At 71.6% G+C, this 13703-nt stretch carries 8 protein-coding genes; 4 read left to right on the top strand and 4 right to left on the bottom strand.

From position 1 onward, the window contains the following. Positions 1–68: 68 nt before the first annotated feature. Positions 69–2033: a ferrous iron transporter B gene (gene feoB / locus WME79_RS44380; RefSeq protein WP_437528101.1), complete on the bottom strand. Its 1965-nt coding sequence runs from the start codon at positions 2031–2033 to the stop codon at positions 69–71. Then, positions 2030–2392: a FeoA family protein gene (locus WME79_RS44375; RefSeq protein WP_437528099.1), complete on the bottom strand. Its 363-nt coding sequence runs from the start codon at positions 2390–2392 to the stop codon at positions 2030–2032. Before WME79_RS44375 ends, feoB begins: the two co-directional genes overlap by 4 nt. Before the next feature lie 806 nt (positions 2393–3198). Between WME79_RS44375 and WME79_RS44370 the strand changes: the two genes are divergently transcribed. Both WME79_RS44370 and WME79_RS44365 read left to right on the top strand, forming a co-directional pair. After that, a complete protein-coding gene (locus tag WME79_RS44370) occupies positions 3199–3417 on the top strand; it encodes a heavy-metal-associated domain-containing protein (protein WP_437528096.1) in 219 nt (72 codons plus the stop codon). Between the two features lie 524 nt (positions 3418–3941). Further along, complete coding sequence (locus tag WME79_RS44365) at positions 3942–5213, top strand: cellulase family glycosylhydrolase (RefSeq protein WP_437528095.1); 1272 nt, start codon at positions 3942–3944, stop codon at positions 5211–5213. A gap of 23 nt (positions 5214–5236) precedes the next feature. Here WME79_RS44365 and WME79_RS44360 read toward each other — a convergent pair whose 3' ends face one another. Continuing rightward, entirely contained in the window at positions 5237–7159 is a 1923-nt protein-coding gene (locus WME79_RS44360; RefSeq protein ID WP_437528092.1) for a methionine--tRNA ligase, read from the bottom strand. 862 nt (positions 7160–8021) lie between these two features. Here WME79_RS44360 and WME79_RS44355 point away from each other — a divergent pair. Both WME79_RS44355 and WME79_RS44350 read left to right on the top strand, forming a co-directional pair. Then, positions 8022–9545, top strand: coding sequence for a serine/threonine-protein kinase (locus WME79_RS44355; protein ID WP_437528089.1), 1524 nt, complete (start codon positions 8022–8024; stop codon positions 9543–9545). A 296-nt stretch (positions 9546–9841) separates the two neighbouring features. Beyond that, positions 9842–11131, top strand: coding sequence for an Hsp70 family protein (locus WME79_RS44350; RefSeq protein WP_437528086.1), 1290 nt, complete (start codon positions 9842–9844; stop codon positions 11129–11131). Between the two features lie 1260 nt (positions 11132–12391). On the opposite strand, the gene WME79_RS44345 is transcribed toward WME79_RS44350, so the two are convergent. Then, positions 12392–13687, bottom strand: coding sequence for a metallophosphoesterase (locus WME79_RS44345; RefSeq protein ID WP_437528083.1), 1296 nt, complete (start codon positions 13685–13687; stop codon positions 12392–12394). Positions 13688–13703: the final 16 nt, after the last annotated feature.

Genomic DNA, 13703 nt, shown 5'->3' with positions numbered 1-13703 from the left:
CCTCCTCGGATGCCGATCTGTTCCTGCTCGCCAGGGCCAGGAGCGCCGGCGCCCTGAGCGGCGCCGCCTCACGGCATCCCGAGCAGCCCGCTCCCCTGGTAGACGACGAGCGCCGCGACGTACGCCGCCGCATAGGTGTAGCCGAGGACGAACGCCGGCCAGCGCCACGACTTCGTCTCGCGCCGGATCGCCGCCACGGTGCTCATGCACTGGCAGGCCAGGACGAAGAACGCGAGCAGCGCGAGCCCGGTGCGCGACGAGTACGCGACCGTCCCGTCTGGGCGCTTCGCCTCGCGGATCTGCTCGGCGAGCGGCGCGGGCTCGTCGTCCGCGTCCTCGACGCCGAAGATGACCCCCATCGTCCCGACCATGACCTCGCGCGCGCCGAACGAGCCGATGAGGCCGACGTTGATGCGCCAGTCGAACCCGAGCGGCGCGGTCACCGGCTCGAGCGCGCGCCCCACGCTGCCGGCGATGCTCGACTCGAGCGACGTCGCCCCGCCCTCGGCCGCGGCGGCAGGAGGCTCGTGCGGCGCGGCGCCCGGCATGGGGACCTTCAAGAGCACCCACAGCACGGCCGAGACGGCCAGGATCACGGTCCCGACGTCGCGCGTGAACCGCCACGCCGCCTGGCCCGCCTTGCGGACCACGAGCCGCGGCTCGGGGCTGCGGTACGCCGGCATCTCGAGCACCATCGGGAGCGAGCGCCCGCGGGTCGCCGTGCGCCGGAGCAAGAGCGAGGCGACGAGCCCGGAGAAGATGCCGGCGACGTAGAGCGCGACGAAGAGCAGCGCCTGCACCCAGGCGCCGTGGGCTGCGAAGAAGGTCGTCAGGAGGAGCGCGTAGGTCGGGATCCGCGCCGAGCAGGCCATGAGCGGCAGGACGAGGATCGCCGTGAGCCGCTCGCGCGGGTCGCGGAGGATGCGCGTGGCGTGCACGGCGGGCACCGCGCACGCGTGCCCCATCAGCAGCGGGAGGAACGCCCGGCCGCTCAGCCCCATCAGCTGGAGCAGGCGGTCGACGAGGAAGGCGCCGCGCGCGAGGTACCCGCTCGCCTCGAGCAGCTCCATGGCGATCGTGAGGATCACGATCTGCGGCATGAAGGCGAGCACCGTCCCCGCGCCGCCGAGCAGCCCGTCGACGACGAACGAGGCGGCGAGCCCCCCGCCGAGGGCGCGGGACACGAGGTTGCCGAGCTGACCGATCGCCGCGTCGAGCACCTCGGTGACCGGGGTGGCCACGAGGAACACGGCGGCGAAGAGGAGCGCCATGAGCCCGAGGAACAGCACCGGGCCGATCGCCGGGTGGAGCAGCACGGCGTCCGCGCGCGCGGTGAACGTCCTCCGTCGCTCCGCGGCGGCGTCCCGGCGCGGCGGCTCGACGTACGCGGCGCGCGCGACCTCATCCGGATCCCACGCCGCGGCGCCGGGGGGCTTCACGTCGCCCGACGCGATCGCGTCGAGCCGCGCGGCCGCCGCGTCGAGCACCACGCCGCGCGCGGCCGGGTCCCGCGCGCTCACGAGCAGCACGGGCAGGCCGATGGCGCGCTCGAGGGCGCCGAGGTCGAGCCCGCGCCCCTCGCCCTCGAGCACGTCGCGCTGCGTGGCGACGACGAGCGGGGCGAGCCCGCGCCGCACGAGCTCACGCGTGAGCCGCAAGCCGAGCGCGAGCTGCGTGGCGTCCACCACCTGGACCACGAGGCGCGGCCGCCCGCCCTCGCCGGAGCGGTCGAGGAAGCGGCGCGCGACGCCCTCGTCCGTCGCTGGATCGACGACGGCCTCGATCGAGTAAAGCCCGGGGAGATCCGCGATCGTCGCGACGGCCCCGCCCGCGAGGCGGACGTCGGCCGTGAGGATGTCGACCGTGATCCCCGGGAAGTTGCCGACGTGCGCGCTGCCCCCGGTCAGCCGGTTGAACAGCGACGATTTGCCCGAGTTCGGCCGCCCGAGCAGCGCGATGAGCGGCCGCTCTGCCGATACCGGGAGGCGCTCCGGGCCTGCGCCTGTGCTCGTGAAGTCGAGCGAGGCGGTCATCCGACCCGCCGCTGCGAGGTCAGGGGCGCCACCAGGATCGAGCGCGCGAGCGACGCGTTGATCGCGAGCTCCCCGCCCGACCCGGTGCGCACGTGGAGCGGGCCGCCGAACGCCGCGCGCCGGATCGACGTGAGCGTCTGGCCGGGGCCGAGCCCCATCGCACCGAGCCACCCGGCGAGCTCGGCGTCGAGGCCGACCTCGACCACGATCACGCGCTCACCGGCGCGCACCTCCGAGAGCGGACCTGCAGGAGCAGCGGCGCTGGCGTCGCGCGCCGGGGCATCCGCGCTGGTCACGCTGCCGGTCGAGTCCACCTCGGGGAAGCTCACGTCAAGTTGGGGAGGAACGCTGGAAACCATGGGCCCCGTCAGATTTTGAAAATCAATTTCAAATCTAATGGCATTGTGAACGGGTTCGACCGGGATGTCGAGCGTCTCTCGACCAGCGGCCGCGGCGACGGAGCGCTCTGGCGTGGCGGTGGCGCCTGTTCTTCCTGTTCCTGCCCAGGCGGCCAACGATTTCCGGTCCTGGAGATAGCCGCGTTGCTCCTCGCTTTGGGGCCCAGCGCACCCTCGATCTGCTCTCCGGCGAGCGGTCGCCGTGCGTCGGCTGAGGGCGCGGAGCGGAGCGCGCGAAGCAGCGTTCGGGTCGGGCGAGCCATCCGATTCACGGGCAGCGGCGGAGCCTCGGCCAAAGCGATGGCGGTCCGCGGATTGTCCTCCAGGGGCCTCTTCTACCATGGGGACGCGACTCGAGCGCCTCACGGTGCTCCAGCGCAGGCCCGCCGCTCCTTGGTAACGCGCGACGCGCGACCCGCCCGCAGCGCCACGGCAGGCGGGCGTGGCGTGGATCGCTGGCGGACGACCTCTGACGCACAGCGCGCTCCCCCGCGCGCGGCTGGTTTCTGTCCGCGTGTCACGCCTTCCGCGCGACGTGATGGTGCCCTGGAGCATGCCCATCCTGCACCCGAACTTGAGCTCACCCGCCTTCAGCTCGGGCAGATCGATGGTGATCGCCTACCCGGTCGACAGCTCCTTGGATGTTCGTGGTCCTGGGACTGCTCCGGCTCCCCTGACGGACGCTGCGGCTCCTGCGCGGTGTAATGAACCCCGATGGCTGCGTCTCCGGGGGTGAGCGGCCCGTGGGCCGCCGAAAGGAAGACGCCATGAAAGAGACCATGCTCCAGGTGGACGGGATGAGCTGCCCGTCCTGCGTCCGCCACATCGACAGCGCGCTTCGCGAGCTCGGCGGCGTGGCCAAGGTCGACGTGCGCCTGCGCGAGGGCATCGTCGTGGTGCAGCACGATCCGGCGAGCGCGCCCGTCGACGCCCTCGTCGAGGCCGTGCGTGGGGCCGGCTACGGCGTGCGCCCGCGCGCCGCCTGAATGCACGCAGCGCCCGCGGCGCGTGACCTCATCGTCTCGGCGCATCGCGCCACGAGATCTCCCACGCCGCGCTCGACGCCGCAGTGAAAACTTTACCGGTTAATCAAAGTAGGGGCCAGCTCACGAGATTGGTCGTCTCTGCGAGCTCCGAAGCGCGTCCATCCCAGCACAGACATCGAGACCCCGCGTCGCCCTTCAAGGCGCTGGACAATGAACCGATTAAGTGGTTTCCTGTCCGCGCTTCCCGCGTACCTCGGGCCATGTCGTAGGAGTCGTTGGTGAGCCCCGGTCCGCGGTTTCTTGGTTCCTTAATTCTCGTGGGCCCGCGGACGGAATAGGTCCTCTCGCCGTGGGGTCCTCCCAGGCCTGGCCATGCAGGGCGTCATTTGCGCGCCGCCCGCGGTGCTGCGCGGCGTGCAGGATCTGGCCGACCTGCAAAAGGAGAAGGATTCACCGTGCGGTCACGCAGGGTCGAAGCCGGACGTCGCCAGGTGCAATCAGGAGAGAGGCAGAAGGAGATCACGATGCGCGTTCTTCATGGGTCGGTGGCTGGTTGGACCGGAGCAGCCCTCATGGCGCTGGGCCTCTCCGCGGGGTGCGGAGACGGCTCGGACGACCAGCAGGGCTCAGGGCAGGAGACGACCGGAGCGGGGGGCGGCGCGTCGGGCGCGGGCGGGGCCACCGGCGCCACGTCCGGCGCCGACGGCACCACGTCGAGCAGCGGCGTCACGTCGGGCGCTGGCGGCGCCACCTCGGGCAGCGGCGCTACGTCGGGCGCCACCTCGGGCAGCGGCGCCACCTCGGGCAACGGCGCCACGTCTGGCGCTGGCGGCGCCACATCGGGCGCGGGCGCCGGGGGCGGGGGTGACCAGGAGTCGCCGGGGTTCTCGGTGCGCGGCCGCTTCCTCTACGACCGCTGCGGCGAGAAGGTGCTGCTCCGGGGCATCAACGAGATGGTCGTGTGGCTGTCGTCGGGGCCCGACGGCCTGCCGGAGTTCGCGGAGATCGCGAAGACCGGCGCCAACGCGGTGCGGATCGTCTGGCTCGCCACGGAGTCCTCGGCGGGCCTCGATCAGGCCATCACGAACGCGCTCGCCCAGAAGCTCATTCCGATCGTCGAGCTCCACGACGCCACGGGGAAATGGGATCTCCTGCCGAGCCTTGTCGACTACTGGACGAGAGCGGATGTCGTCGCCGTGATCAAGAAACATGAGCAGAGCTTGCTCGTCAACATTGGCAACGAGGTCGGGGACCAGGTGGACAACGCCGCGTGGGAGGCGGGCTACAAGCAGGCCATCACCCGGATGCGCACCGCCGGCATCACGGTCCCGCTGGTCATCGACGCCTCCAAGTGGGGGCAGAACATCGACCAGCTGCAGGCCGTCGGCCCCGCGCTCGTCAAGCACGACCCGAACATCCTGCTCAGCGTCCACATGTGGTGGACGGACGGCAGCGCGGCCACGATCACGAAAGAGCTGCAGGAGTCCGTGGCGCTGAACCTGCCTTTGATGGTCGGCGAGTTCGCGCAGCACGCCGTGTACGAGTGCGGCAAGCACCCGTTCGAGTACAAGACGCTCCTGGCCAAGAGCGTCGAGCTCGAGGTGGGGTGGCTCGCCTGGTCGTGGGGCGCCGTCAAGAACAGCGACTGTCAGAACGACGGGCCGTTCGACATGACGACCAACGGGACCTTCGCGGGGCTCACCGGCTGGGGTCGCGAGGTCGCGGTGACCGACCCGAACAGCATCCAGAACACCTCGGTGCGCCCGCGCTCGATCGAGGCCGGATCGTGCAGGTAGTGGCGTGACGACGCCCCCGCCTCCTACTCCTCCGCTACCGGCGGGAAGTAGACCTGCTTGGGGCCGATGGCGTGCCCGGCGGGGATGGGGGTGCCGAGCTCCTCAAGGCGGAAGACGTCCGGTGGGAGTCGGAGCGACTCCCGCAGCCGATCCATCGTGGTCGGGACGAACGGGTAGAGCATGATCATCAGGTTCTTGAGCACGTAGAACGAGGAGAAGAGGGCGTCGCGCCGGCCCTCCTCCGGGTGCCGATCGTCGTGCGGCTTGAACTGCGCGAAGAGGCTGTTGATGACGCGCGCGTAGTTCTCGATCTCGAAGAGCAGCGTCGGGTAGTCGGCGCGATCCATCGCGCGCACGTAGCGCTGGACGATGCGGAGGGTGTCCGCGACGACCTTGTCGAGCAGCGCGCCGTGGGGCACGCGCCCATCGAATTTCGAGTGCGCCGCCGAGATCGGCCGCTCGAACGCCGCGTTGAGCGGCCCGGCGAGGAACCGGTTGCGCTCGTCGAGCTTGGCGAAATCGAAGTTCGACGGCTTCTCCGCGAGGCCGAGCAGCGCCAGGTAATAACGGATCTGGTCCGCAGAATACCGCTTCTCGTCGAGGAGCTGATCGGCGGTGAAGAAGTTTCCGCGCGACTTGCTCATCTTGTCGCCCCCGACGAGCAGGTGGAAGCACCCGAGGACGTCGGTGAGCTGCAGCTCGCCGGGCGCCGGCAGCCGGCCCGGATCGGGCTGCGTACCGAGCCACATCGCGCCCTGCATGAGCACGTAGAAGAAGACGTTATCCTGGCCGAGGAACTGGTAGATCCTGGCCTCCGGATCGCACCAGAAGTCCACGTACCGGGCCGGATCGACGCCCCTCCGGGCGAGCGCGACCTGCGAGAACGCGATGGGGGCGATCAGCGAGTCGGGCCAGACATAGAGGGTCTTGCCCGCCAGCTCCGGATCGAGATCCACCGGCAGGGAGAGCCCCCAGGCGACGTCGCGGGTGATGGCGCGGTGAGCCCAGTCCTCGACGGGCTCGCTGGGGACGCCGTGGCCCGCCAGGGCGGCGCGCGCCTCCTCCATCTCCGGCTTGCTGCCGAGCTGCAGCAGGACCTTGCGATCCTGCGTGAACTTCGCCTTGTGCTTCGGCAGCGACGCCTTGATCTCCTTGTACGCCGGGGCGAGGTCGGCCTCGAAGCGGAGCGAAGGCATCACGGTGTTCAGCACGTCCGCGAGCACCGCCGGGCGCCACGCGCCCTGCTTGCCCTGGATCCAGCCCCGGAGCGTCTCGGACACGGCCCACATGTCGAGCCACCAGTGCGCGGTGTCGCGCATCACCGGCGTGGCGTTGCTGAGCGCGCTGCGCGGACTGCCGAGCTGTGAGGGCGAGTGCTGGTGACCGCAGCGATCGCACTCGTCGCTGTAAGCGTCGCCGTTGTCGCACTTCGGATTGGGGCAGCGCCCGCGCACGAAGCGGTCGGGGAGGAAGCACTGGAGCTCCGTATCGAACCACTGGCTGCTCGTGCGCTTCTCCAGCAGGCCGTTCTCGTGCAGGCGCCGGAGGAAGCGGTGCGCGAGCTCCTGCTGAATCGGGAAGCACTCCGGCCGAGAGGTCCCCGAATAGACGTCGAGATCGATGTCATACCGCCGGAGGCTCGCGCGCTGCTTCTCGTGGATGCCGTCGATGAACTCGCGTATCGGCACCCCGGCCTGCCGCGCTGCGATCTGGCTGGCGGAGCCGTGATCATCGGTGCCGCAGACGAAGAGGACGTTCTCGCGGCCGATGACCAGGCCCAGCCACCGCGCGTGGATGTCCGCAGGGACGTGCGCCCCCGCGAGGTGCCCAAGGTGCAACATCCCGTTGGCGTAGGGCATGCCTGCGGTGACGACCGCCCGCCTGGGCCTGCGAACCTGGCGGAGGACCGAGGCGACATCGGTCGGGGCGCCGTGAGAAGATGCCATCGAAGCTCGCTATACCCCAGCGGGCCCATCAGCACAACGCTCGCGCCTCAAGCTTCCTTCGTCACGTTCGTCACGTTCGTCACGTTCGTCGCGTTATGCGCGCGCTGAAGCCGCGCCCGCAGCGGGCTCGGGCCCGGCCTGAGCGCCGAGGTGTCCTGCTCCTGAAGCATTCCCTCGAATAGTCCGGGAGAAGTCACGGGGAGGCGGGGAGGCGGGGAGAAGGGGAATAAAATCCCATGAATCTCCCTGTCTCCCCGCCTCCCTGTTCAATATTTCTCTAAAAATGCCGACGAAATGAAGGGTCTATCAGGCCCTGATCGATACCCGTCCTCCGTGTCGCGATTCCCCTCTTTGCCGGCTCGAACGGACGTTGTGGGGTTACGTGTCTACCGGTGTCCGCGATCCAGGGTGCCCCCAGGAGGACAGGAGGGAGGCCATTGAAGACTTCCACTTTCACGGCGATCAGACCCGCTCGGATCACGGGCAGATCGCGGCGCATGCCGTGTGGGCACGGGGGCTCCGGCGGTCGCTCGCTGGTTTGGACCACCCGCCCCTCGGCGCAGCCAGCGAAGGCGACAGGTCCCCACGGGTGGGCATCGACGCGACGAGGCCCGGCCAGGAGGGCCTCCACGCCATGCCCGCGTGACGCCAGAACGCGCCGCCGACGCCGCCAGGCCGCCGCGCGGCCGCCGGCGGGCTTCTCCGGCGTCGCCCTGCGTCAGCCCCCGGCGGGGCCGATCCGTCGCGCTCGGAACCCGCTTCTCGATTAGACTCGCCGTCGATGGCCGACCTAGCCAGGCAAGCCGCCCCGGACCAGGCACGGCAGCAGGTACCCCCGGAGAGGCCCACCCGACGCTGTCCCGTGTGCGGCGTCCGGTACCCGCTCGACTTCCTCGTCTGCCCCATCGACGCGACGGCCCTGGAGCTCCAGGGCGTGACCGCGACCGATCCGATGGTCGGCGAGCTGCTCGCGGGGAGCTTCTGCATCACCGGCGTGATCGGCGCGGGCGGCATGGGCCGCGTCTACGTTGCCGAGCACATCCGCCTGCCGAAGCGCTTCGCCGTCAAGGTGCCGCACGAGCACTTCGCCAGCCACCGGGAGGCGATGGCGCGCTTCGAGCGCGAGGCGCAGACGATCGCGCGCGTCGGCAACGAGCACGTGATCGACGTCGTCGATATCGTCCGCCTCAAGGACGGGCGCCCGTGCATGGTGACCGAGCTGCTCAAGGGCGAGGACCTCGGTGGCCTCCTCGACCAGGTTGGCAAGCTGCCGCTCCCCACCGCCATCACGATCTCGCGCCAGGTCTGCCGCGGCCTGGCCGCGGCCCACGCGACCGGCGTCGTCCACCGCGACCTCAAGCCGTCGAACCTGTTCCTCGTCCGGCGCGAAGGGGGCAGCGTCCACGTGAAGATCCTCGATTTCGGGGTCGCCAAGGTGCTCGACGGCGCCGACCTCACGCGCACCGGCTCGGTGGTCGGCACGCCCCAGTACATGGCGCCGGAGCAGGCGCGCGGCTCGGCCGAGGTCGACTCGCGCGCCGACATCTACGCGGTCGGCGCCGTGCTGTACCGCATGCTGACCGGCGAGCGGCCCTTCCCCGAGGAGGAGCCGACGCGGACCATGCTCCGCCTGCTCACCGAGGATCCTCGGCGCCCGCGCGACATCGACAAGACCATCCCAGAGGGGCTGGAGGCGCTGATCCAGCGCGCCATGGCCCGGGCGCGCGAGGACCGGCCGCCGTCCGCCCAGGAGCTCGATCGCCTGCTCGCGGACTTCGATCTGCAGGATCCGCTCGCGCCTTCCCGCGCGCTCGGCGTGGGCGTCGCGGTGACCGAAGGCGCCCCGAACGACGAGCGGGCCACGGTCGTCATCCCGAACGCGCAGGGCCAGAGCGCGGACGACGTGACACGCAAGGCGCGGCGCGCTCGCCCCGTTGCGTCGCTGCTGTCCATCGCCGTGAGCCTCGCCGCGGGCGCGGCCGTCTTCACCAGCGCCGCGATGGTCCTCCGCAGGGTCTACGGCATCACCGAGCGGCGGGCGCTCAGCCAGAGCGAGGTCCTCCTTGCCGCGGGCGCCGCGGGAGCGCTGGCCTTCATCGCCTTCGTCGCCACCCTCCGGGTCCTCGTCGGCCGCTGGCGGAGCGCGCCGGCCATGGAGCGCCTGGGGAGCGGCCTCCTGGGCGCGCTCGTGTGGCTGTTCGTCTCGTGCGGTGTCCTCGCGCTCGGCGCCGCCGCCTACAACGCGTTCGCGCTGCCGATCCCCGCCGTGGGCCTCGACCCGGCCGACTGGCTCGGCTGGCTCGACGTCGGCGTGATCGCCCTGCCGACCCTGTTCGCGCTCATCGTGCTCGCCGTGGCGCTGCGGCGCGTGACCCGCGTGTCGTAGAGCGGCGGTCACCCGCTTCGGATACGGGCCCATCTCGTCGTTTTCGGTGCTCAGCGCACAGGAGTGCGCTTCCGCGCCGAAAACGCCGATCTGGACCCGTCTCCTGTGCGGGAGACCGCCGCTCTGCGTCGCGTGTATCAGAGGGGGTGGGAACCGCTCTAGAGCGGGCGGGGCGGCAGATTTTGCTCATCCCGCGAGCCCGCCAGCATTTTCTCATGCATTCGATAGCTTGTAAATAGGCGGCGGGATCGGCGAGATCCGCGTGCTCGCGAAGCACCCCACGAGGAGGCGAGATCATGTCCGCACGATTCAGGCCCGAGGTGTATGCCGTCGATTTCGGTACCTCCAACTCGCTGCTCGCGGCGGCCAGCGCGGAGGCGACCTGCCCGCCCATCCCGCTCGACGCCGCGGCGGCCGATCCGACCGTCCTCCGGAGCCTCTTGTTCTTCGGGCAGGCGCGGTTCTCCTGCGGCGCGGCGGCGATCAGCGACTTCGTCGCGAACGGCATGCAGGGCCGCTTCATCCGCTCGATCAAGAAATACCTCCCCGATCGCAGCTTCTCCGGCACGCAGATCGGCCACCGGGTCGTGACCATCGAGGACCTGATCGGCCGCTTCCTCCGGGAGATGCGCGAGCAGGCGAACCGCCACTTCGACGCCGACGTCGCGCGGGTCGTGCTGGGCAGGCCGGCGAAGTTCTCGACCGAGCCGGCGGACGATCGCCTCGCCGAGGAGCGCCTCGAGCGGGCGGCGCGCATCGCCGGCTTCCGCGAGGTGTCGTTCTGCCCCGAGCCGGTCGCCGCGGCGCACGACTTCCACCTGGAGCTGGATCGCGGGGCCGTCGTGCTCGTCGCCGATTTCGGCGGCGGGACGTCCGATTACACGATCGTCCGGATGCGGCCGGAGGGGTTCTCGCCGTCCGACGTGCTGTCGCTCGGCGGCGTCTCTGTCGCGGGGGACGCGCTCGACGGCAGCCTCATGCGCCACAAGATCGCCCGCCACTTCGGCGCGGAGGTCACCTACCGCGTCCCGCTCGGCTCCAACCAGCTGACCATGCCGCGATCCATCGCCGAGAAGCTCTGCTCACCGGCCGACATGACGGTGCTCCAGCACCGCGATGTCCTCACCTTCCTCCGCGACGTGAAGGCGTGGTCCCTCGGGCCCGAGGATCGGCAGCGCATGGACCACCTGCTCTGCCTCGTGGAGGACTCGCTGGCCTTCCGGCTCTTCGAGGAGATCGAGCGCAGCAAGTGCGCGCTGTCCGGGGAGGCGGCCACGGAGTTCCACTTCGAGTACCCGTCGATGCACATCCGCGAGCGCATCGCTCGGGAGGAGTTCGAGGCCGGAAGCGAGCGGCAGATCGACGCCATCCTCGGCGCGCTCGACCGGACGGTGGCGGACGCGGGCCTGTCGTTCGACGACATCGACGTCGTGTGCTGCACGGGCGGGACCGCCAGGGTGCCGGCGCTCCGGCGCGGCATCGAGCGGCGCTTCGGCGAGGGCAAGGTGAGGCAGCTGCGGAGCTTCCACTCCGTCGTCCAGGGGCTGGCCGAGCGCGCGCGCAGCATCGCCGCCGCCTCCTGCTGAGCGGGCATCGGCCTCGCCGGCCGGCGCGGCCTCGCCCGTCGGCCCGGCCCCGTCCTTGGGCGGCGCGGCCTCGCCCGTCGTCGCGGCCCCGTCCGTGGGCGGCGCGTCTCCGCCGTCGAGCCAGCGGGGATCGCCCTCGACGACCCACGGGTACGCCTCGTGGAGCGCGCGTTCCATCAGGCCGCCGTAGCTGTGGCCGGCTCCCACGGCGTGGACGACGCGCGCCGTGACGCCGCCGCGCTCGAGCACCTCCCGCGTCCTGCGCGCCTGCGCCGCGCAGTCGGCCCGCCCGCACGCGAGCAGCACCCGCGCCCCGCCGCCGCCGTGAAAGCGCCGGGCGGCGCCGGGCGTCCACTCGTCGAAGCTGCCGTATCCACCCTCGATCAACGCCGCCCGCGCGAAGCGGGCGGGATGCCCGGGCAAGAGCAGCGCGCCCATGATCGCCCCCTGCGAGTACCCCGCGTAGATCGGGTCGCGGAGATCCACCCGATCCCCGAAGCGCGCCGACAGCGCCGAGACCGCCGCGGCGACCTCGCGGCTCAGCGCGTGATGGTCCGGATAGTAGAAGATCCGCCCGGCGTCCGGCGTACGGACGTCGATCGGCTTGCCGCGCGGGCAGAGCACGAACCCGGCCCCTCTCACGATCCCGCGCCAGATGTCGCAGTGCCATTCGGGTCGATCGCCGGCGCCGTGCGCGACCACGAGCAGGGGCCGCGGCCCCACGCCCCGCGGCGTCACGACCACCGCGGGGCCGAAGTCCGGGACCTCGAGCTCGATGAGCTCGGGCTCGTCCGCGTGCGGCGGAGGCTCCGGCGCAGGCGGAGGCGCGCTCTTCGGCCCGCGCCCGCGCTCCTGCCGGGCGGCGGGCGGATCGCTGCGGCCGACACGGCCGAGAGGAGCGGTGAGCGGCGCTCGCGCGCACCCGTCGGCGCCGATCGCGAGCGCGATCCCGAGGAGGAGCGCCCGCCGAGGGCCCGAGGCGGTCAGCGCGTGTCGACGTGCCGCATGTGTCGCGCGCATCGCGCGTGGTGCACGTGCCTCACGGTTCGCGCGTGTCCTACCGGTGGCACGTGTTGCGCTCATCGCACATCGGAGGGTGAACACCCTCAGCACGGGAATCAAGAACCGGAGAACATGCCTGTCCCGAAGACCCTCGAGTGCCCGGGAGCTCGCGGCGGTTCTCTGCAGATCAACACCGAGCTCGGCCGTCCGTTCGCCCGGCGCCAGGCGAGCTCGACGGGGACAGTGTCGGGCGTGACGTCAGGCGGCGACGAGGACGATGCGGCTCACCTCGGGGGGCGCTCCGACGCGGGCGGGCGGTCCAGCGGTGCCAAAGCCGCGGTTGATGTAGAGATGCGAACTGCCACGCTGGTAGAGCCCGGCGACGTAGCCGTGGGGGAGCACCAGATCGGCGGGCCGCACGAGGAGGTTGACCTGGCCCCCGTGGGTGTGGCCGCTGAGCTGGAGGGCCACCTCGCCGGCCGCTTCCGGGAAGAACACGGGGTTGTGGCAGAGCAGCACGCGCGGCAGATCGCGGGGCACGTCCGCGAGCGCCCGGCCGAGGTCCGGACCGCCGCCGGGGACTCGCCCTCGCGCCCACACATCGTCGACGCCGAGCAGCGCGAAGGCGCCGCCGGACCCACCGACGACGCACCCGCGGTTGCTGAGCACCCGGGCGCCGCCGCGCTCCAGCGCGCCCAGCGCCGCGTCGATGCCGGCGAAGTGGTCGTGGTTGCCCGGGATCGCCGCGACGCCATGACGGGCGAGCGGGCCGAGCCTCCGCGTGAGCCGCCCGAGGTGCTCGGCGTACCTCGGATCGAAATCGACGAGATCACCCGTCATCACGACGAGATCGCCGTGGGCCTTGCGCACGAGATCCTCGGCGGCGCGCATCTCCGGCTCGCCGACGAACAGCCCGAGGTGGATGTCGGACAGCTGCACGATGGTGAACCCGTCCAGGCTCCGCGGCAGGCCCGGTATCGGGATGGCGACCTCTTCAATGGTGTAGTCGTGTCGCCCGAGCAGCGCGCCATACACCGCGCTACCGCCGCCGATGAGGAAGGCAGAGCCAGCGGCCCCGGTCGCGAGGAAGTCGCGGCGAGCGAGCGTCGGGAGCTCGACGGGCGGCGGGAGCGGCAGGGCCGCGGCGTCGCCGTCCTCTTGCGCCCCTCGCTCCGCGGGGCGGGGCGCCGCGTCGGCAGGGCGGCTGGTCCCGCCTTCCGCGCGTGCGGCCGCCGTCGCGCGCCGGAGCGCGGCGCCCCCGAGCCGGGCGATCAGCCGACCGAGGTCCACGACGGCGAGCAGGACCGCGGAGATCAGGACGCCGAGCGAGAGCGTGCTGCCGGCGAGCCCCATCCCGCGGAGCACCCCGTCGGGCAGCGCGCCGCGCCCGAGCCGCGCGGCCGTCATGCCGACAATCCCGGCGGCCAGCAGGCACGCGAGCGCGCGCCGGGCGCGCACACCCAGGCCGAGCAGCCGGGAGGCGCGCCGGTGCACGTACAGGGCCAGGGCGCTGAGGACGAGGACGATGATCAGCCAGAAGGCGGTGAAACGCATGGGAAGCTCTGCGCGA

The sequence above is a fragment of the Sorangium sp. So ce726 genome, assembly GCF_051521405.1.
Taxonomy (GTDB): Bacteria; Myxococcota_A; Polyangia; order Polyangiales; family Polyangiaceae; genus Sorangium.
Note: the sequence above shows the minus strand (reverse complement) of the source record. Positions and strands in the feature narration are given on the sequence as shown.

What these genes read in the sequence shown, in the direction of transcription:
- feoB (WP_437528101.1), bottom strand. Translation starts at nt 2,033, where the DNA reads ATGACCGCCTCGCTCGACTTCACGAGCACAGGCGCAGGCCCGGAGCGC.
- WME79_RS44375 (WP_437528099.1), bottom strand. Translation starts at nt 2,392, where the DNA reads ATGGTTTCCAGCGTTCCTCCCCAACTTGACGTGAGCTTCCCCGAGGTG.
- WME79_RS44370 (WP_437528096.1), top strand. Translation starts at nt 3,199, where the DNA reads ATGAAAGAGACCATGCTCCAGGTGGACGGGATGAGCTGCCCGTCCTGC.
- WME79_RS44365 (WP_437528095.1), top strand. Translation starts at nt 3,942, where the DNA reads ATGCGCGTTCTTCATGGGTCGGTGGCTGGTTGGACCGGAGCAGCCCTC.
- WME79_RS44360 (WP_437528092.1), bottom strand. Translation starts at nt 7,159, where the DNA reads ATGGCATCTTCTCACGGCGCCCCGACCGATGTCGCCTCGGTCCTCCGC.
- WME79_RS44350 (WP_437528086.1), top strand. Translation starts at nt 9,842, where the DNA reads ATGTCCGCACGATTCAGGCCCGAGGTGTATGCCGTCGATTTCGGTACC.
- WME79_RS44345 (WP_437528083.1), bottom strand. Translation starts at nt 13,687, where the DNA reads ATGCGTTTCACCGCCTTCTGGCTGATCATCGTCCTCGTCCTCAGCGCC.